This is a genomic window from Streptomyces sp. BBFR25, from assembly GCF_044590125.1.
GTDB classification, from domain to species: Bacteria; Actinomycetota; Actinomycetes; order Streptomycetales; family Streptomycetaceae; genus Streptomyces; species Streptomyces canus_D.
The window spans coordinates 3486658-3505457 of the sequence record NZ_CP172447.1 but is presented as its reverse complement, the minus strand read 5'-3'; the positions used below and the strand labels follow the sequence as shown (position 1 = coordinate 3505457).

13 protein-coding genes and 1 tRNA gene are annotated in these 18800 nt (G+C 71.2%); 5 read left to right on the top strand and 9 right to left on the bottom strand.

The genetic code is table 11. The features are described 5' to 3' along the window. Positions 1–336 precede the first annotated feature (336 nt). Positions 337–407 (top strand) — tRNA-Cys (locus ACGH52_RS15815). Positions 408–493: 86 nt separating this feature from the next. On the opposite strand, the gene ACGH52_RS15810 is transcribed toward ACGH52_RS15815, so the two are convergent. Continuing rightward, entirely contained in the window at positions 494–1060 is a 567-nt protein-coding gene (locus ACGH52_RS15810; protein WP_399939984.1) for an acyl-CoA thioesterase, read from the bottom strand. Between the two features lie 119 nt (positions 1061–1179). Here ACGH52_RS15810 and ACGH52_RS15805 point away from each other — a divergent pair, with 119 nt between their 5' ends. Beyond that, entirely contained in the window at positions 1180–2460 is a 1281-nt protein-coding gene (locus tag ACGH52_RS15805) for an LCP family protein (protein WP_171987218.1), read from the top strand. A gap of 30 nt (positions 2461–2490) precedes the next feature. Here the strand turns inward: ACGH52_RS15805 and ACGH52_RS15800 are convergent, their stop codons facing one another. Then, positions 2491–3867 (bottom strand): LCP family protein, encoded by a 1377-nt coding sequence (locus ACGH52_RS15800; protein ID WP_399946766.1) that lies wholly within the window; start codon positions 3865–3867, stop codon positions 2491–2493. A gap of 283 nt (positions 3868–4150) precedes the next feature. Between ACGH52_RS15800 and ACGH52_RS15795 the strand changes: the two genes are divergently transcribed. Beyond that, entirely contained in the window at positions 4151–5206 is a 1056-nt protein-coding gene (locus ACGH52_RS15795) for a glycosyltransferase family 2 protein (RefSeq protein ID WP_399939980.1), read from the top strand. Positions 5207–5215: 9 nt separating this feature from the next. Here ACGH52_RS15795 and ACGH52_RS15790 read toward each other — a convergent pair whose 3' ends face one another. The 6 genes from ACGH52_RS15790 to ACGH52_RS15765 form a co-directional block, all read right to left on the bottom strand. Next, positions 5216–6868 (bottom strand): LCP family protein, encoded by a 1653-nt coding sequence (locus ACGH52_RS15790; RefSeq protein WP_210977592.1) that lies wholly within the window; start codon positions 6866–6868, stop codon positions 5216–5218. 77 nt (positions 6869–6945) lie between these two features. Continuing rightward, entirely contained in the window at positions 6946–8652 is a 1707-nt protein-coding gene (locus ACGH52_RS15785) for an LCP family protein (RefSeq protein WP_399939977.1), read from the bottom strand. Positions 8653–8858: 206 nt separating this feature from the next. Then, positions 8859–10580 (bottom strand): LCP family protein, encoded by a 1722-nt coding sequence (locus ACGH52_RS15780; RefSeq protein ID WP_193777682.1) that lies wholly within the window; start codon positions 10578–10580, stop codon positions 8859–8861. 168 nt (positions 10581–10748) lie between these two features. Then, positions 10749–12452 (bottom strand): LCP family protein, encoded by a 1704-nt coding sequence (locus ACGH52_RS15775; RefSeq protein ID WP_399939973.1) that lies wholly within the window; start codon positions 12450–12452, stop codon positions 10749–10751. A gap of 266 nt (positions 12453–12718) precedes the next feature. Further along, the gene (locus tag ACGH52_RS15770) at positions 12719–13909 is read right to left on the bottom strand and encodes an LCP family protein (RefSeq protein ID WP_399939970.1); all 1191 of its coding nucleotides are present in this window, start codon (positions 13907–13909) and stop codon (positions 12719–12721) included. A 382-nt stretch (positions 13910–14291) separates the two neighbouring features. Then, complete coding sequence (locus tag ACGH52_RS15765) at positions 14292–15056, bottom strand: TIGR03089 family protein (protein ID WP_059302046.1); 765 nt, start codon at positions 15054–15056, stop codon at positions 14292–14294. 139 nt (positions 15057–15195) lie between these two features. Between ACGH52_RS15765 and ACGH52_RS15760 the strand changes: the two genes are divergently transcribed. Beyond that, the gene (locus ACGH52_RS15760; protein WP_399939966.1) at positions 15196–16431 is read left to right on the top strand and encodes a peptidoglycan recognition protein; all 1236 of its coding nucleotides are present in this window, start codon (positions 15196–15198) and stop codon (positions 16429–16431) included. Between the two features lie 75 nt (positions 16432–16506). Further along, complete coding sequence (locus ACGH52_RS15755) at positions 16507–17592, top strand: NDP-sugar synthase (RefSeq protein ID WP_121700563.1); 1086 nt, start codon at positions 16507–16509, stop codon at positions 17590–17592. A 132-nt stretch (positions 17593–17724) separates the two neighbouring features. Here ACGH52_RS15755 and ACGH52_RS15750 read toward each other — a convergent pair whose 3' ends face one another. After that, positions 17725–18705: a DNA-3-methyladenine glycosylase gene (locus ACGH52_RS15750; protein ID WP_076974715.1), complete on the bottom strand. Its 981-nt coding sequence runs from the start codon at positions 18703–18705 to the stop codon at positions 17725–17727. Between the last annotated feature and the right edge of the window lie 95 nt (positions 18706–18800).

The following is an 18800-nucleotide window of genomic DNA, read 5'->3' as shown; positions in this document are numbered from 1 at the left end:
ACTTGTGCTTTTACTGTGAGACGGCTCTTCGAGGTGCCGGCGCCAGGGAGGGTGGGCTTCAGTCGTGAAGCCAAACGGAATTAGCGATTTCCGCGAAGCGACGCTGCTTCATTTCCGGCGCGGCCGGGTCGGACGGACACAAGATGTACGGCATCGACTACCGGCGCGCAAGAAGAGTGAACGGGAACAGGACAGGCGGGCGAGAGTTGGCCTGTTCATACTGCCGTAATGTTTCAGCATGCGGACAGCGGTTGACGGAATGGCGCGCTCTCGCTGTAACTTCACTGCCGTGACGCGGTATCGACGGCGTCACCCGAGGGAGCTTTTCGTCCCTTCGGCCGTGTGCCCGAGTGGATAGGGAGCCGCCTGCAAAGCGGCTTACATTGGTTCGATTCCAATCGCGGCCTCAAGGTGTCGCAGGCGGCCCCCGAGTTGGTCGGAATCTTGCATTCCGAGGTATTCGGCGGGCCTTGGTCGGGCCGGCTCCGACCGGTCAGTCCTCGTACCCCTCCGCCCCCCGTCGCTCGCGCAGCTCCATGATCGCGCGGCGGCGGGCCAGGCGGTGGGTGCGGCGGATCTGGGCCTCCTGGTAGCGGCGCTTGTCCTTCTCGGTCTCGGGGAGGACCGGCGGGACCGTGCGGGGCTTGCCGTCGGCGTCCACGGCGGCGAAGACCAGATAGGCCGAGCCGACCTGGGTGGCCGGGGCGGACTCGTTCCAGCGCTCGGCCAGCACTCGGACACCCACCTCCATGGAACTCCGGCCGGTCCAGTTGACCTGAGCCTTCACATGGACGAGGTCGCCGACGCGGACCGGTTCGAGAAACGCCATCTCGTCCATGGACGCGGTGACGGCGGGCCCGCCGGAGTGCCGTCCGGCCACGGCGCCCGCCGCGTCGTCCACGAGCTTCATGATCACACCGCCGTGCACCGTGCCCAGAAGGTTGGTGTCGCTGTGCGTCATGATGTGACTGAGAGTGGTGCGGGAGGCCGAGGTCGGCTTGCCCGGGATCTCCGGGGCCGCCGAGGGCGCGGCCGAGGCCTGTTCTGCCTGGTCTGTCATGCCCTCCACCTTATGCCGGGGCTACACCGGCGTGTTTTTGTGTCGGGTTCGCAACAGCACTGCCCTGATTTTCCGACATACCTTGTAACCCCCACAGGGCGGCCCGGCACACTGGGCGCATGAATGATTGGCCCGAGGGATGGTCCGGTGACAACCGCGGCAGCGGATACGGACGCGGCAGCGCGAGCGCACGGCCCGAGAGCGCACGTGTGATGCGTCAGGTCCGCCGTGGCGCGACGCCGCCGCCCGGCCCGGGCCCGTCGGCCCCGCCGTACGGCGCCGGGGTGCCCCAGCAGCCGTCGTACACCGACGGCCAGGGGTACGGCGGCGACGGGTACGACAGCGGCTACAACACCGGCCAGGTCTACGGCGGCGGTGGCGGCGGCCAGGGCCCCGGCCGCCAGGTCCGGGACCGGCCCGCGCCGGACTGGCGCCGCCGCATCAAGTGGACCGCGATCACGGTGGTGACCGCGCTGGTCGTCACCACCGTCGGCACCTACTTCTGGGCCGACTCCAAGCTCAACCGCGAGGTCGACCTGTCCAAGGTCATCGAGCGGCCCGAGGCTGGCGAGGGCACCAACTACCTGATCGTCGGGTCCGACAGCCGCGAGGGCATGACCGACGAGCAGAAGAAGGACCTGCACACCGGCTCCGCCGAGGGCAAGCGCACCGACTCCATGATGATCCTGCACACCGGGGACAACGGGTCGACGCTGATCTCCCTGCCCCGTGACTCGGACGTGGAGATCCCGAGCTTCGTCGGCTCCGAGTCCGGCAAGAAGTACCCGGGCACCGGCCGGCACACCAAGCTGAACGCCGCCTACGCCGAGGACGGCCCCGAGCTGCTGGTGCGCACCGTCGAGCACAACACCGGGCTGCGCCTGGACCACTACGTGGAGATCGGCTTCGCCGGCTTCGCGAACATCGTGGACGCGGTCGGCGGCGTCGAGATGGACATCCCGCAGGACATCAAGGACAAGAAGTCCGGCGCCGACTTCCAGAAGGGCAAGCAGACGCTGAACGGCGAGGAGGCCCTCGCCTTCGTCCGCACCCGGTACGCGCTGGCCGGCTCCGACCTGGACCGCACCAAGAACCAGCAGAAGTTCCTGTCGGCGCTGGCGAGCCAGGTGGCCACCCCGTCGACGGTCCTCAACCCGTTCAAGCTGTACCCGACCATGGGCGCCGGTCTGGACTCCCTGATCGTCGACAAGGACATGGGCCTGTTCGACCTGGCGAGCATGTTCTGGGCGATGAAGAGCGTCAGCGGCGGCGACGGCACCTCGATGAACATGCCCGTCTCGGGCAGCGTCGGCGGCAACCTCAAGTGGGACGACGCGAAGGTGAAGAAGCTCGTCGAGGAACTGAAGAACGACGAGAAGGTCACCGTCTCCGGCAACTGAGCGGGCGCGCGCCGGTGGGCCCGGCGCGCCTCACTCCTTGCCGCAGACCACCTCGTCGCCGCGCACCACGGTGCCCGACTCCTGCGGCGGGTCGGCCGGCCGTACCTTCGCCACGTTCTTGAAGTCGGCGCCCGCGATCACCTTCAGCGTCGCCCCCTGCCCCTTGACCGGCTTCAGCTCGCTGCCGGGCAGGGCGGCGGCCAGCGACTTCGCCGACTGGTCCCAGCGCGGGTCGTAGGCGACGACGGTCCGCTCGACCGCCCGGTCCTTGGCGTTCCTCGGCGCCTTGGTGGTGCGGAACCCGGTCGCGGCCAGCGCGTCGTCCACCCGCTTGCCGAGCCCGGGGGTGCGGGTGCCGTTCTCCACCCGGACGCGGATCTGCTTCGGGTCCACCGGGACCCGCACCGGCGGCGGACCCTTCGGCTTCGGTTTCGGCGCGGCCAGCGGCTTGTCCTCGCGCAGGGCGTCGAAGAGCCGCTCGGACTTCGCCGGGTCCCACTTCAGGGTCGAACCGACGCCCTTGACGGCGTAGCCCATCCGCCCGATCGGCACGGTGGTGAACTCGGAGGACGATGGCGAGAAGTTCCGCATCGCCCGCCCGAGCGTCAGCAGCTCGTCGGTGCCGAAGCCCTGGTCGGCCCGGACCGAGCCGAGCACGGCCCGGGTGACGTCACGGAACTTCAGCGGGTTCAGCAGGATCCCCGAGGAGGTGGCCCGGTCGATCAGGGCGGCCAGGAAGCGCTGCTGGCGCTTCATCCGGCTCAGGTCCGAGGCGCCGTCGAGGTGGCGGGCCCGCACGTACTGCAGCGCCTGCCCGCCCATCAGCGTGTGGGTGCCGGCCGGCAGGTCGAGCCCGGTGTAGCTGTCCTTGAGCGGCTGGACCGTGCAGATCTTCACCCCGCCGAGCACGTCCACCGTCTTCATGAAGCTGGTGAAGTCGACCTCCAGATAGTGGTCGATCTTCACGCGCGTCATGTTCTCCACGGTGCGGATCGTCAGCTGCGGGCCGCCCTCGGCATAGGCCGCGTTCAGCTTGAGCGGGTGCCCCTCGTGGTGCTCGCCGGTGGTGCGGTCGGTGTGGCCCGGCGTGACGGCGTACGAGTCGCGCGGCAGGCTGACCACGCTCGCGCGCTCCCGGTCCTCCGAGATGTGCACGATCATGATCGTGTCGGTGCAGTGGCAGGGGGCGCCGCCCAGCCTGTACTTGCGGCGCTCCTCCTCGGTGATCTCGTCCCGGCCGTCGGTGCCGACCATCAGGACGTTCATGCCGTCGCCCGCCCGCGGCCGGTTCTTCATGTCCTTGAACGCGTCGAACCGCGAGATGTCCGAGTCCAGACCGGAGAGCACCGCGTGCCCGATCCCGGCCGAGGCGAGCACCACCACCGACAGCGCGGTCACCGCCCGCACGGCCCAGCGCGGCCTCTTGCGCCGTACGGGGGGCCCGGGCGGACGCCGGGGCGGGCGCGGGCCGCCGCGCTGCGGCGGAGGTCCGCCCCGGGTGGTCGAGGCCGGGACCCGGGACGAGCGGGGCGGCGTGGGCAAGGGGACACCTCCGCGGGGACGGGCCCTGGGCGTGGACCGTGAGGCCGGGTGGGATTCCTGAGCACCGTAGGCCCATACGATCTGCTGCCCGGGCTGCGACCCCTGCGGCGCGCACCCGTGTCCCCCGATCGCGGTAACGTGAGCACCGATGAACGCCAAGTCCGACGTGCGGCCGCCCGCCGTTTCCGTGATCATGCCCGTCCTCAACGAGGAGCGGCATCTGCGCGGCGCCGTCCGCGCCATCCTCGCCCAGGAGTACGCCGGCGAGATGGAGGTCGTGATCGCCGTCGGTCCCTCCACGGACCGCACCGAGGAGATCGCCGCCGAACTCGTCGCCGAGGACCCCCGCGTCCACACCGTGCCGAACCCCACCGGCCGCACCCCCGCCGCACTGAACGCCGCGATCAAGGCCTCCCGCCACCCGGTCGTCGTCCGCGTCGACGGCCACGGCATGCTCTCCCCGAACTACATCGCCACGGCCGTACGGCTCCTCGAGGAGACCGGCGCGCAGAACGTCGGCGGCATCATGCACGCCGAGGGCGAGAACGCCTGGGAGGACGCCGTCGCCGCCGCGATGACGTCGAAGATCGGCGTGGGCAACGCCGCGTTCCACACGGGCGGCGAGGCCGCGCCCGCCGAGACCGTCTACCTCGGCGTGTTCCGCCGCGAGGCGCTGGAGCGGCAGGGCGGGTACAACGAGGAGTTCATCCGCGCCCAGGACTGGGAGCTGAACTTCCGTATCCGCGAGGCCGGCGGCCTGATCTGGTTCTCGCCCGAGCTGAAGGTGTCCTACCGCCCCCGGCCGTCGGTGCGGGCGCTGGCCAAGCAGTACAAGGACTACGGCCGCTGGCGGCACGTCGTCGCCCGCTACCACTCCGGCTCCATCAACCTGCGCTACCTCGCCCCGCCGACCGCCGTGTGCGCCCTCGCGGCCGGGGTCGTGGTGGGCGCGGTGCTGACCCCGTGGGGCTTCGTCGTGCCCGGCGGCTACCTCGCGGCGATCGTGGCCGGTTCGCTGCCCGCCGGGAAGGGGCTCGGTCTGAAGGCGCGGGCGCGGATCCCGGTGGCGCTGGCGACCGTGCACATGTCCTGGGGCTGGGGCTTCCTGACCAGCCCCAAGTCGCTGGCCAGGAAGGTCATCGCCTCGCGGCGCCCGGCGGTCCAGCCGGAGACGGACGCCACGGACGCCGCCGCCGCTCGGTGACCTCGTCCGTCAGGACCAGGTGAACGCCGGGTTCACGTGCATGCAGGCGCTGTCGTCCGCGCCGTTGAGGGCCTCGGCCGACTCGGGCGTGCTGTCGTCGCTCTCCGGTGCCTTGTACGCCGTGCCCTCGCGCCAGTCGGCGCCCACGACGAGCGTGACGCCGGAGACGTCCGTCGACCGCTTCACCGAACTCGCCGGAATGCCCAGGGACTTGGCGACGCGCCGGGCGTCGCCCTCCAGGTCGGCGCTCGGGTAGCGCACCACCGTACGGTCCTCGCTGGGCAGCACCGACGGGTCCGCGACGGCCTTCGTGAAACCGCGGTCCACCAGGAGCCCGGTGACCGTGTTCGCGCGTCCGGGGGCCGTGCCCAAGTCGTCCGTGCGGGTGCCGTTGCGGACCTGCACCGCGATCTCGTCGTCGGACGCGGCCGGGTCGGCCGGGGGCCCCGGCTCCGCGTCGGGCTTCTTCTTCGCGTCCTTGCCGTCCAGCGCGATGTCCTCGCGCACCAGCCGGAACAGCTGCTCCGCGTCCTCGGTCGGTTCGACGCGGGCGCCCACGTACCGGTTGGGCATCGTGGTCATGGTGATGCGCTCGGGCTTCACCTCGCGCAGCTCGTTGCTGAGGTCGTACAGCTTCTTGACCGAGTCCAGGCCCGGGTCGACGGTGAGCGCGGCGGTGGCCTCCTCGGCGAGCCTGCGCAGCTTGTTCGGGCTGCTCAGCGTCGCGTTCTCGCGCAGCACCCGCACCATCGAGTTCAGGTACATGTGCTGCGCCTTGGCCCGCGCGAGGTCGCTGCCGTCCTCGAAGCCGTACCGGGTGCGCAGCCACTGCAGGGCCTGCTCGCCCTTGACCGGGTGCGTGCCCTTGGCCAGTTTCAGACCGGAGCCGTGGCCCCCGGCGTCGCGCGAGTGGATGTTGGCGTCCACGCAGACCGGGACGCCGCCGACGGCGTCGGCCATCGAGACCACACCCGCGAAGTCGACCATGACGAAGTGGTCGATGTGGATGCCGGTCAGCTCCTGCCAGGTGGCCACCGTGCAGCCGGGACCGCCGTGACCGAGGCTCTGGTTGGTCATCACCCGGCCCTCGCTCGCCGGGTAGACCTCGCCGTCGTCCGGGTCGGTGCACTTGGGTATCTCCAGCAGCGTGTCGCGCGGCATGCTGACCACCGACATGTTGCTGCGGTCCGCGGACAGGTGCACCAGCATCTGCACGTCCGCCAGCGGCGTGGAGCCGAACGTCTCGCGGGCGCCGCCCAGTTGCTGGTTCTCCTCGCTGTCCCGGGCGTCCGAGCCGATGACGAGGATGTTCAGCGGGGTCTGCCCGGCCGCGTTCGGCCTCGGGGCGGCGACCTTGCTGTCGCCCAGGTTCAGGACGTCCTGCTTGATGTTGTCGTTGAGGTGCTCGTAGTAGAGGTAACCCGCCCCGGCCGTGCCCGCCAGGACCACGGCGAGCACCACCGCGGTCCAGCGCAGGACCCGGCGGCGGCGCCGCGGACGGGGGCCCTCGGGCTCGCCCTCGGTGCTGCCGCTGTCGTCCTTGGTGTTGCTCCTGGTGTCCTCGACACCGTTGTCGCCGTCCCCCCGGACGGCCTCCTCACGTTCGGGGGCGTCTGCTACGCCCTCGTCCGTGTCCTCCCCCTGCACACTGCTCCGCGTCACTTCCGCGTCCCTCCCCGCCCCCGGGCCACCGCGTGGGCCCGTCGCCGTCCTGTGAGACGTACGACAGGCCCCTCAGGTCAACTGGCGCACTGCTTCTGGTCGGCCGTGGACTTGTCGAGGTCCGGCGTCTCGATGGACTTGGCGTCGAGCTTGACCCCGGCGCCCTTGAAGTCCTTGCCGAGGGTGAGGGTCATGGTGGGCAGGCCCTGGGAGTTGGTGACGCTCTCGCCGGGTTTCATGGCGGCGCCGGACAGGCCGAGGATCTCGGCGAGGGCGCGGGCCTGGTCGGCCTGGTCGGGGGCGTACTCCAGGGTGGTCTTGGCGAGGTCGGCGGGTGCGTTGCCCGCGTTCTCGGACTTGGAGACGCCCGCCTGGGTCTGGAGGTAGGCGAGTTCCTCCTGGGCGCTGCCGGTGGGGGCGCCGCCGTTCATGACCCGGACGCGGACCTCGCCGGGCTCAGACTTCTCGCCCTTGAGCCGGGCGGCGACCGCGGCCTTCTCCTTCTTCTCCTTCTGCTTGACCTCGGTGAAGGAGATGTCGTTCTTGATCATGTCGAAGACCTGGGGGCCCTTGGCCTCGTTCACGACCACCGTCGCCTTGACCTTCTCGGCCGGGTTGTCGATCACCGGCACCGTGGTGAACGTGATGTTCTTCGGCGGCACCTTCTTCAGCTCCAGGGCCATGTCCTTGAGCGTGCCCACCTTGCCGATGGCGCTGTCCACGGTGAGGGCCTCGGTCGCGGCCTCGGCGAGCTTCACCAGCTTGGTGGGGCTGGTGAGGGTGTCGCTGGAGGACATCTTCCGCATGAGCGAGCCCAGGAACTGCTGCTGCACCTTGATGCGGTCCAGGTCGCCCTCGTTGCCGAAGGCGTGCCGGGTGCGGACGAAGGCGAGGGCCTGCTCGCCCTTGACCGTGGACTCGCCCGCGGGCAGCTTGAGATGGGACTTCGGGTCGTCCACGGCGTGCTCCACGCAGACGTCGACGCCGCCGACCGCCGAGGTCAGGGTCTTGACCGCGTTGAAGTCCGCCATCATGAAGTGGTGGGGCTTGATGCCGGTCGCCTCCGCCACCGTGCGCATGGTGCAGCCCGCGTCCCGGCCGTGGTCGCCGAGGCTCTGGTTGAAGCGGACGCCGGAGGTGCCGGGGATGACCTTCTTCGTCCCGTCCTCCTGCACGGTCTCGCAGTCGGGGATGTCGACGATCAGGTCGCGCGGGATGCTGAGCGCGGTGGCGTTGGAGCGGTCCTCGGAGACATGCAGCAGGATGTTGGTGTCCGCGTGCCCGACGCTGCCCTTGTCGCCGTAGCCCTCGTTGCCCTCACCGGTGCGCTTGTCGGTGCCGATGATGAGGATGTTGAAGGCCTCGTCCTTCTTGAAGCTGCTGCTTCCGGCGGTGCCGACGTCCGTCGTCGAGACGTTGCCCTCGAGGTGCTTGAGGTAGACGTAGCCGCCCACACCGGCCACGAGGACGACGAAGGCCATACTGCCGCCGGTCCACAGCAGGGCCCGCTTGCCCCGGGACTTCTTCTTCTCCGGCCGGCGTCCGCGCCGCCCGGGCACCGGCGCCTCGGGCTCCGCACGGCGCCGCCGCTGGGGCGGGACCTCACGGCCCGGAGCGGTCGTACGGCGCCCCGCCGCGCGGGGTCCCTCCGTGCGGGGCCCCGGGACGGACGACTCCGGTGCGGAAGGGGACAGTCGCAGTTCGTATTCACCGGTCCGCGGATTCAGCACCCACTGGTCTGCGGGATCCACGTCGTCTGCCCGCCCACGTCCTTGCGCGTCCACGGTCTCCCAATCCTCCGTCGGGGGCCACGCGGCACCTTCCCCTGAAGGCGCACGGTAAAGAGTCAACAAGTGCACGACGCCAGGGCGGACCTCGCGGCAGGGGGCACTGGAGCGCTCACACTATCCGCCCGGTTCGGCGTCGAACGACACTGGTGTCACGATCGTCACCCCTACAACAGGGCATTCCCTCCTATTTTCGTGAACTCCTACCATCGATACGGCCGGTAGACGTCCATGCACTTGCTGGTGTCCGAGCCGTTGATGGCGTCGCTCGTCTCCGGCAGGTCTCCGGCTTCGGGCGTCTTCTGCTTCGGGTAGGACGTGCCGTCGCGCCAGTCAGCTCCCACGACGAGCGTGATCCCGGACACGTCCGCGGACTTGCGCACCGCGTCCGCGGGGATCCCCATCGCCTCGGCCACCCGCCGTGCGTCGCCCGCCAACTCCTCGCTCGGGTAGCGCACCACGGTCCGCTCCTCGGAGAGCGCCGCCGAGGTGTCCTTCGACGCCTTGGCGAAACCCTTCTCCGCCAGCGCCCCGGCGATCGCACCGGCCCGGCCGGTGACCGGGCCGAGGGTGGCCGAGCGGGTGGCGTTCTGGACCAGGACGCCGATCTCGGAGTCCGCGGCGGGCTCGTCGGAGGGCTGCCCGGCGCCGTCCTGCCCGGTGGCGCCGTCTTTGGCGGCGTCCTTGCCGTCGCCCTTGCCCGCGCCCTTCTTCTCCTTCGTGCCCTTGTCGTCGAAGGACACGTCGTCGCGGAGCATCGCCCACATCTTGTCGGCGTCGGCGGCGGGCAGCAGGTGGTTCTTGTCCTCGGGGTCCTCGACGGTGGGGATCGTCGTCATGGTGATGCGGTCCGTGGGCACCGTCTTGAGCTGCGTGCCGAGGTCGTACAGCTTTTTGACGGTGCCGATCTCCTCGGAGACCGTCAGCGACTTCGTGGCGGCCTCGGCCAGGTTCATCAGCTTTCCGGCGTCCGTGAAGACGTTCTGGCTCTTCAGCGTGCGGATCATCGAGTTCATGTACATGTGCTGGGCCCGGGCCCGCAGCGGGTCGCTGCCCCAGGCGTGCCGGGTGCGCAGCCACTGCAGCGCCTGCTCGCCCTGGACCTTCTTCCGGCCGGCGGTCATCTTCAGGCCGGAGCCGCCGGGTACGCCGGGCAGCGGGCGGTCCCACACGTTCTGGTTCACGCAGACCTCGACCCCGCCGACGGCGTCCGCCATCGAGACCACGCCCGCGAAGTCGATGGTCATCCAGTGGTCGATGTAGACCCCGGTGAGGTTCTCCCAGACGGCCAGGGAGCAGCCGGCGCCGCCGCGGGCGAGCGACGTGTTGATGATGGCGTTGGTCGCCGGGAATTTCTCCCCGGTGTCGGGGTCCTGGCAGGCCGGGATGTCGACGCGGGTGTCCCGGGGGATGCTCACCACCGCGGCGCTCTTGCGGTCGGCGGCCAGGTGGATCAGCATCTGCACGTCGGCCAGCGGCGGGTTGTCGCGGTGGTTCTTGCCGCCGCCCAGCGCCACGTTGGCGTCGGAGGCGCGGCTGTCGGAGCCGAGCAGCAGAATGTTCAGGGGCGTCTGTCCGGCCGCGTTCGGCTCGGCCTTGTGCGCCTTGGAGTCGCCGCTGCTGCGCTCGCCCTTGTCGATGTTGCCGTTCAGGTGCTGGTAATAGAGATATCCGGCGCCGGCCGTGCCGAGTATCAGCACCGCGAGGGTCGTCGCGGACCATCGCAGCGCCCGGTGCCGCCGCCCCCCGGCGCGCCGCCGCCCGGAGCGGCCGTTGCCGCCGTTGCCGCCGTGGCCGCCCGAGCCGCCCTGCCCGCCCGTGCCCGCGCCGTCCTCCTCGCGGCCGCCGCGTCCGGATCGCCTGCCGCGGGCGTGCCGGACCGGGTCGGGTCGCGTTCCCTCCCCGCGCACACTGCTCTGCGTCATGCCTCTCCCACCCTCGGACCCGCGAACGTGTCCCCGCACGCGACCTGTTCGCACAGTTGGACGTACGAAGCCGCACGTTGGCTGTACGACGCCCGTCGGTTTGTTCGCGGTTTTGACCGGTCGACCGATGGACTGCCGTACTGTCAGACGGGTTTGAGGCCCCTCAGGTCACTTCGCGCACTCGACCTTGTCGGCCGTGGACTTCTGGAGGTCCTCCGGTGCCTTCGCGGAGGTGGCGTCGAGCTTGACCCCGGCGCCCTTGAAGTCCTTGCCGAGGGTGAGGGTCATGGTGGGCAGGCCCTGGGAGTTGGTGACGCTCTCGCCGGGTTTCATGGCGGCGCCGGACAGGCCGAGGATCTCGGCGAGGGCGCGGGCCTGGTCGGCCTGGTCGGGGGCGTACTCCAGGGTGGTCTTGGCGAGGTCGGCGGGTGCGTTGCCCGCGTTCTCGGACTTGGAGACGCCCGCCTGGGTCTGGAGGTAGGCGAGTTCCTCCTGGGCGCTGCCGGTGGGGGCGCCGCCGTTCATGACCCGGACGCGGACCTCGCCGGGCTCGGACTTCTCGCCCTTGAGCCGGGCGGCGACCGCGGCGTCCTCCTTCTTCTGCTTCTGCTTCTCCTTCTTCTTGACCTCGGTGAAGGAGACGTCGTTCTTGACCATGTCGAAGACCTGCTGGGCGGGCCCGTCCTTGAGGACGACGGTCACCGGGGTCTTCTCGGCCGGGTTGTCCTTCACCGGCACGGTGGCGAAGGTCAGGTTCTTGGTGTTGAGCTTGCCCAGTTCCAGACCGAGATCCTTCAGCTTGCCGATGCTGTCCAGCTTGGCGTCGACGGTCAGTGCCTCGGTGCCCGCCTCGGCCAGCTTCACCATCTTCGTCGGGCTGGTGAGCGTGTCGTTGGACTTCAGCTTGCGCATCAGCGAGCTGAGGAACTGCTGCTGGATCTCGATGCGGCTCAGGTCGCCGCCGAAGCCGACCGAGTGCCGGGTGCGGACGAAGGCGAGGGCCTCCTCGCCCTCGACGGTGTGCTTGCCCGCGGGCAGGTTCAGGTGCGAGTCCGGGTCGTTGATGTCCTTCGCCAGACAGACCTCGACGCCGCCGACCGCCGAGGTCAGGGTCTTGACCGCGTTGAAGTCGGCCACCATGAAGTTGTCGGGCTTGACGCCGGTCAGCTCGGTGACGGTCCGCATGGTGCAGCTGGGCGTACGGCCGCTCTGGCCGAGGCTGGTGTTGAAGCGGACTCCGGTGGAGCCCGGGATGACCTTGGTGCTCCCGTCCTCCTGGGCGGTCGGGCAGTCGGGGACGTCGACGATCAGGTCGCGGGGGATGCTGAGGGCGGTGGCGTTGGAGCGGTCCTTGGAGACGTGCAGCAGGATCGTGGTGTCGGCGTGCCCTGCGCTCCCCTTGTCGCCGTAGCCGTCGTTGCCGGAGCCGGTGCGTTTGTCGGTGCCGATCAGCAGGATGTTGATGGCCTGGTCCTTCTGGAACCCACCGGTGCTCGCGCCGTCGTCGGGGAGGGACTCGATGTTGTCGTTGAGGTGCTGCAGATAGAGGTATCCGCCGGTACCGGCGGCGAGGATGACGAACGCCATCGTGCCGCCGGTCCACAGCAGGATCTTCTTGCCCCTCGACTTCTTCTTCGCCGGCCGCCGGCGGCCGCGCCGTCCCGGCGGCGGCTCCTCCGGTGTCGCACGGCGCCTGCGGGGCGCGGGGACCTCCGGGGCGGCCGGTGCCGGTGAGGCCCGGCGGGGGCCCGGGATCGGCGACTGCGGTGCGGAAGGGGGCAGTCGCAGTTCGTAGTCGCCGGTGTCCGGATTGAGTACCCACTGGTCTGCGGGGTCGACGTCCTCCGCCCGCCCACGGCCTTGCGCGTCCACGGTTGTCCGAATCCTCCGTCGGGGCCACGCGGCGCCCTCCCCTCCGGGCGCCCGGTCTCGCTCACGTCAGTTCAGTGCGTGGCCAGGGCAGAACTCCGCGGCCGGGCACACCGGATCGCTCACATTAACCGTCCCGCCGGGCGCGGGGCGACGGCAGTGACGCATTCCACGACCTTTACAACTGGGCAATACGGCGCATTTATCGGACAATTGTCCGCACGGGCATGCCGCCTTGCACTCCGGGTTGCCCCTTCTTGGAGCGCGCTTTACTCGCAGATGTTCTCGTCGGCGGTGTTCCCGCTGAACGTCGGGGCCGGGGAATCGGCGTCACCGGGTTCACCGGAATTCGCCGTACCGCCCGTCGAGTCCTGCCGGGAAGCGGTGATCGTCACCGGCTCGTCCGTCCGCAGGCGGGTGAACAGCTTCTCGGCGGCGGGCTGCACGAGCTGGTCCCGATTGGCGTCGCCCGTGTACGACTCCCGCGGGACGGTCAGGAATTGCACGCGTTCGGTGGGAATCCCGCGCAGCCCGCGCACAAGGTCGTACAAACCGCGCAGATTCGCCAGGTCGGGGTCCGTGGTGAGCGACGACGTGGCGGCGTCCAGAACGGGATACAGCTTCACCGGATTCAGCAGCACGTCATTGCTCTGCACCTTGTTCACGAGCGCGCCCAGAAAGCGCTGCTGCCGGTCCATCCGGTCGGTGTCGCTGCCGTCGCCGAGCGACTTGCGGGCCCGGACGTACCCGAGCGCCTGCTCCCCGTCGAGCGTCACCCGGCCCGCGGGCAGCTTCAGCTTGGCGTCCTTGTCGTCGACCGGCTTGCGCAGGCACACCTCGACGCCGTCGAGCGCGTCGACCATCTCCTTGAAGCCCTTGAAGTCGACGACCACGTGGTGGTCGACGCGGATGCCGGTCAGCTTCTCCACCGTACGGATGGAGCAGGCCGAACCACCCGCCGCGAAGGCGTAGTTGAACTGCTGGAGCGCCGGTTCGGTGCGGGACCCGTCCGGGCGGTGACAGCCGGGGACGTCCACCATCAGGTCGCGGGGGAGGGAGACGGCGGTGACGCTGTCCCGGCCCGCTGCCAGGTGCAGCAGGATCGTGGTGTCCGACCGCTCGGTCCCGGAGTCCCGTCCGTAGCGCGCGTTGCCGTCCCCGGCCCGCGAGTCCGACCCGATCAGCAGTACGTTCTGCGCGCCGCGCACCAGCGAGGTGGGCCGCTCCTTCTCGTACCGGGCGAGTTCGGCCGCGGCCGCCTCGTCCGCCGTGATGTTGCCGCTCAGCTTGGCGTACACCGCCCACCCGACGCCCACCGCACCCCCGGCCAGCGCGACCACCACGACCCCGGCGATCCCCAGCCGCCGCCTGCGCCGCCGCCGCTTCAGCCCGGCCCCGCTCGCGGACGCCCCGTGCCCCGGGTCCCCGCGGGAGGCCGCAGTGCCCGCGTCATCACCCACGCCTGCCTCCGTCCACACCCGCACGCTGCTACGACCATGCCCCGGGGAAGCACGGAAGACAGAACGCAACTAGCCCGAACGGGTCAGCACCCTTCCGGGGCCACCCCGGGGCTGCGCCAAGCTGTGCCGAGCGGCGGGCATTCGTGCCTCCCCCAGTGCCTGAACGGCCTGGGAGGTACCCCCAGGGCGGCACGGGTGGGCGCAGGCGGCACCCCGTCAGCGCCGGGCCGCGCACCCACCCCGCGCCGACACCGACGCCGAGCACGGGTGAGCGCCGGTCCACGAACCCCACCCCGGCCCACACCCACGCCGGGCACGGCCCAACGCCGGTCCACCGACGCACCGGCCTCACCTCACCCCCGGCCCACCCCCCCGAAAAACCTCACCGCGCCGTCGCCGACACCCGCTCCGCCTCGATCCGCTGATCCACCACACCCGCCCCCGCCAGCTCCAGATGCCGGCACAACACCACCGACCCCCCACTCGCCAGCGGCCCGTACAACCCCGCGCTCAACCCCTCCCACGTGTCGTACGGCAGCCCCGACAGGATCCGCGCCCCCGGCCCCGTGAGCCCCAGCCCCGACGCCTCCGCCCGCGCCCGCTCCACGACCTCCGCCCCGCTGAACTCCCGCCCGGCCACGATCAGCGCCGGTGCCTCCGGGTCCACCGGCACGTACGGCACGAACCGGTCCCCCTGCCCCGGCACCTCCACCGCGTAGTCGGCGAAGCCCTCCGGCGGCGCCGGTGCGAACCGGCCCCCCAGCGGCCGCAACGCCAGCGCGATCCGCGCCCCCGAGCACGCCCGCGCCGCCTCCAGCGACGCAGGCTCGGGCCCGCTCACCACCACGTCCGCCGCCCCCGGATCGCCCGCCACGTCGGCGACGACACCCACCGACGCGCACGCCAGCAGCCACACCGCCGTCTGCCAGTGGGCGGGCAGCAGCAGCGCCACCCGGTCGCCGGGCTCGACGGACAGTTCGTCCTGGAGCAGGTTCGCGGTCTTGGCCACCCAATTGGCGAAGGTGGCCACGGACAGTTCGACGCGTTCGCCCGTGGCGTCGTCGTAGAAGGTCACCAGGGGGCGTCCCGGGTCCGCGGCGAGCGCGGAACTCAGCAGGTCGGCAGGGGTGCGGTCGGTCGCGTTCACCCGCGCAAGCGTACGCGGGCCGGGCAACGGGCACCGAGCGGACGGCGTACCGCACCACCACCGGTTCGGACCAAAGCACCCTACGGCCCGTCAGATCCCAAATGGACATATTTGTCAGACCGTGTCCAGGATCAGGGGCATGCGTGGATTCCTAGCTTCCTCGACCGGCGTCACGTGCGCGGCGGCCCTGGCCCTCCCGCTCGCCCCGCCCGCGGCATCCGCCACCTCCTCGGCCCCACCCGCGACGAGCCCGGCCGCACGCGCCGAGGCGTACGCCCCCGGCGGCACCCAGTCGCTGCCCCTCGCCCCCCTCGCCCGCGACCGTGCCGCACCCGATGCGGCCCAACAGGGCCTGCACCGACGGGAGGTACGGCGCTTCTCGCTCGTCGGCGTCGTCTGGGACAGCCCCGCCACCGAACTCCACGGCCGCGTCGAGGTCCGTACCCGAACCGCCGCCACCGGCACCTGGACCGGCTGGCAGCGGCTGGAGACCCACAACGCCGAGCACGCCGCCGACCCGGGCACCCCCGAGAGCACCTCGGGCCGGGCCCGCGGCGCCACCGCACCCCTGTGGGTGGGCGAGTCCGACGGCGTCGAGGTGCGGGTACGGGCCGAGAACCCGCCAGGCACCGCCAGATCCGCCTCGCCGCTCCCCACCGGCCTGCGCCTCGAACTCGTCGACCCCGGCGAGAGCGCCGCGCCGCCGGCGAACCGCGTCCGGACCCGGACGGAACCCTCTGTGCTCCCCGCGCGGAAGAAGGCGAAGCCGCACGTCGGCCCCCGCCCGAGCATCACCACGCGCCGCGGCTGGGGCGCCGACGAGAAGCTGCGCGACCAGGGGTTCGTGTACACGAAGCAGGTCAAGACGGCCTTCGTGCACCACTCGGCCACCGGCAACAACTACCGCTGCTCACAGGCACCGTCGGTCGTCCGCAGCATCTACCGCTACCACGTCAACAGCATGGGCTGGCGTGATCTCGGCTACAACTTCCTCGTCGACAAGTGCGGACACATCTACGAGGGCCGGGCCGGAGGAGTGTCCAAGCCGGTGCTGGGCGCCCACACCCTCGGCTTCAACTCCAACAGCATGGGAATCGCCGTGCTCGGCACCTACAGCTCGAAGAAGCCGTCGCCGGCCGCGCTGAAGGCGATCGCCCGGCTCACCGCGTGGAAGGTCGGCCTGTACGGCATGAATCCGCGCGGGAAGACTTACCTGAAGTCCGGGGGTGGCAACCTGTACCGAAAGGGCAAGAAAGTACGACTGAACGTCATCTCCGGTCACCGTGACGGCTTCGCCACCAACTGCCCCGGCAAGAAGCTCTACGCCAAGCTCGGCACGGCCCGTTCGAAGGCGGCGAAGTACCAGGGCCGCTGAGCGCGGGAACGGTTTGCATACACTGGCCCGCCGAAAGACAGTTCGGCCGGTCCCGGCAGGAAGCAGAGACGACAGGTGACAGAAGCGATCCTCCTGGTCGGCGGCAAGGGCACGCGGCTGCGCCCGCTCACGGTGAACACGCCCAAGCCCATGGTCCGGGCTGCCGGAGTGCCGTTCCTCACGCATCAGCTGGCGCGGGCCAAGGCGGCCGGCGTCGACCACATCGTGCTCGCGACGAGCTACCTGGCCGAGGTCTTCGAGCCGTACTTCGGCGACGGCTCGGCCCTCGGTCTCCACCTCGAATACGTCACGGAGGAGGAGCCGCTCGGCACCGGCGGCGCCATCCGCAACGTGGCGTCCCGGCTGCACTCGGGCCCCGAGGAGCCGGTGCTGATCTTCAACGGCGACATCCTGACGGGCCTGGACATCGGCGCGCTGGTCCGCACCCACGAGACGTCGGGCGCGGACGTCTCCCTGCACCTGACGCAGGTGACCGACCCGAGGGCGTACGGCCTGGTCCCCACGGACGACACGGGCAGGGTGCTCGCCTTCCTGGAGAAACCCCAGACCCCCGAGGAGATCGTCACCGACCAGATCAACGCGGGGGCGTACGTCTTCCGCCGCTCCGTCATCGACACGATCCCGGCGGGGCGTCCCGTCTCGGTCGAACGCGAGACCTTCCCCGAGCTGCTGGCCACCGGCGCGCACCTCCAGGGCATGGTCGACTCCACGTACTGGCTGGACCTCGGCACCCCGGCGGCCTTCGTCCGCGGCTCGGCCGACCTGGTCCTGGGCCGCGCCCCGTCCCCGGCCGTACCGGGCCGCTGCGGCGACCGCCTCGTCCTGCCCACGGCACGGGTCGCCCCCGACGCCAAGCTGACCGGCGGCACGGTGGTCGGCGAGGGCGCCTTCGTGGCGGAGGGTGCGCGCGTCTTCGGCAGCACGATCCTGCCGGGCGCCGTCATCGAGCCGGGGGCGGTCATCACCGACTCCCTCATCGGCACCCGCGCCCGCGTCGGCACCCGCTCGGTCCTCGCCGACACGGTCATCGGCGACGGCGCGGTCATCGGCGCCGACAACGAACTCCGCTCCGGCGCCCGAATCTGGTGCAACGCCCACATCCCCCCGGCGTCCCTACGCTTCTCCCCGGACGCGTCCTAGCCGCCGCCCCCCAGCTGCGGGCAGTCGTGCCGCTGGGGCGCCACGGGTGGGCGCAGCGGCACCCCGCCACGCCGGGCCGCGTCCCCACCCGCCGCCCGCACGCACCCCGGGCGCCAGAAAACGCCGGACCACCTACAGCCGCTCAATCCCCCGCGGAGCCATCCGAGGCGCCCGCCTCCCCGGCACCCGCCCACTCAACAGCACCAACCGAGCCGCCCGATGCCGCTGCCCCGCATACGGCTCGAGCAACCGCAGCATCTCCGCATCGTCCGCGTACCGGTCCCCACCCAGCGCGAACCCCACGATCCCCGGCAGATGCAGATCGCCCACCGTCACCGCATCCGGCGCCCCATGACTGCGCTGCACGGTCTCCGCCGACGTCCACGGCCCGATCCCGGAGACCAGCTCCAGCCGCTCCTGCGCGGCCGCCGGCTCCATCCCCGCCGCCTCCTCCAGCCGCGCGGCGACCCGCACGACCCGCAGGATCGTCGACGCTCGCTTGTCGTCCACCCCGGCCAGGTGCCACTCCCAGGACGGGATCAGCGCCCACGTCCGTGCCGACGGCATCACACACATCCGCCCGGGCGCGGGCCCCGGCGCCGGCTCCCCGAACTTCCGTACCAGCAGCCGCCACGCCTGGTACGCCTCCAGCGTCGTGACCTTCTGCTCCAGCACCGACGGGATCAACGACTCCAGCACCAGCCCGGTCCGCGCCAGCCGCAGACCAGGACGCCGGTGCGCCGTGAACGCCAGCAGCCGGTGCCGCGGCACGAACGCCGCCGGGTCGTCCTCGGCGCCCAGCATCCGCGGCAGCTGCTCCAGCAGCCACTCGGCCCCCGGCCCCCAGGCCTCGCCCCGCAGCTCACCGCCGCGCGCGGTGACCCGCAGCGTGCCCGGCCCGGCGGGCGTCCGGCTGGCCCGCCACACCGACCCGTCCGGCATCGTCCGGAACGTCGGATCGCCCGGCCCGCGCCGCAGCGGACCGAGCACCAGCCCCAGGTCCAGCGGCCCGTCCGGCACCCACACCCGTACCCGGCCCGGCGCGAGCGCCTGCCGGGGTATCCCGCCGCGCACGGCGCCGCGCGGGGTGCGGGGAGCGAAACGTCCTGCCACGAGTGAGGTCCTTGGGCGAAGCGGGGGAGTGGGCGAGAGCTGACGAGAAAAACAAGGAGAAGGCCCCTACGAGGGTAGAGGCCGCGAGCGAGATC

Coding starts and splice junctions, on each gene's coding strand:
- ACGH52_RS15810 (WP_399939984.1), bottom strand. CDS start 1,060: ATGACAGACCAGGCAGAACAGGCCTCGGCCGCGCCCTCGGCGGCCCCG.
- ACGH52_RS15780 (WP_193777682.1), bottom strand. CDS start 10,580: ATGACGCAGAGCAGTGTGCGCGGGGAGGGAACGCGACCCGACCCGGTC.
- ACGH52_RS15805 (WP_171987218.1), top strand. CDS start 1,180: ATGAATGATTGGCCCGAGGGATGGTCCGGTGACAACCGCGGCAGCGGA.
- ACGH52_RS15795 (WP_399939980.1), top strand. CDS start 4,151: ATGAACGCCAAGTCCGACGTGCGGCCGCCCGCCGTTTCCGTGATCATG.
- ACGH52_RS15760 (WP_399939966.1), top strand. CDS start 15,196: ATGCGTGGATTCCTAGCTTCCTCGACCGGCGTCACGTGCGCGGCGGCC.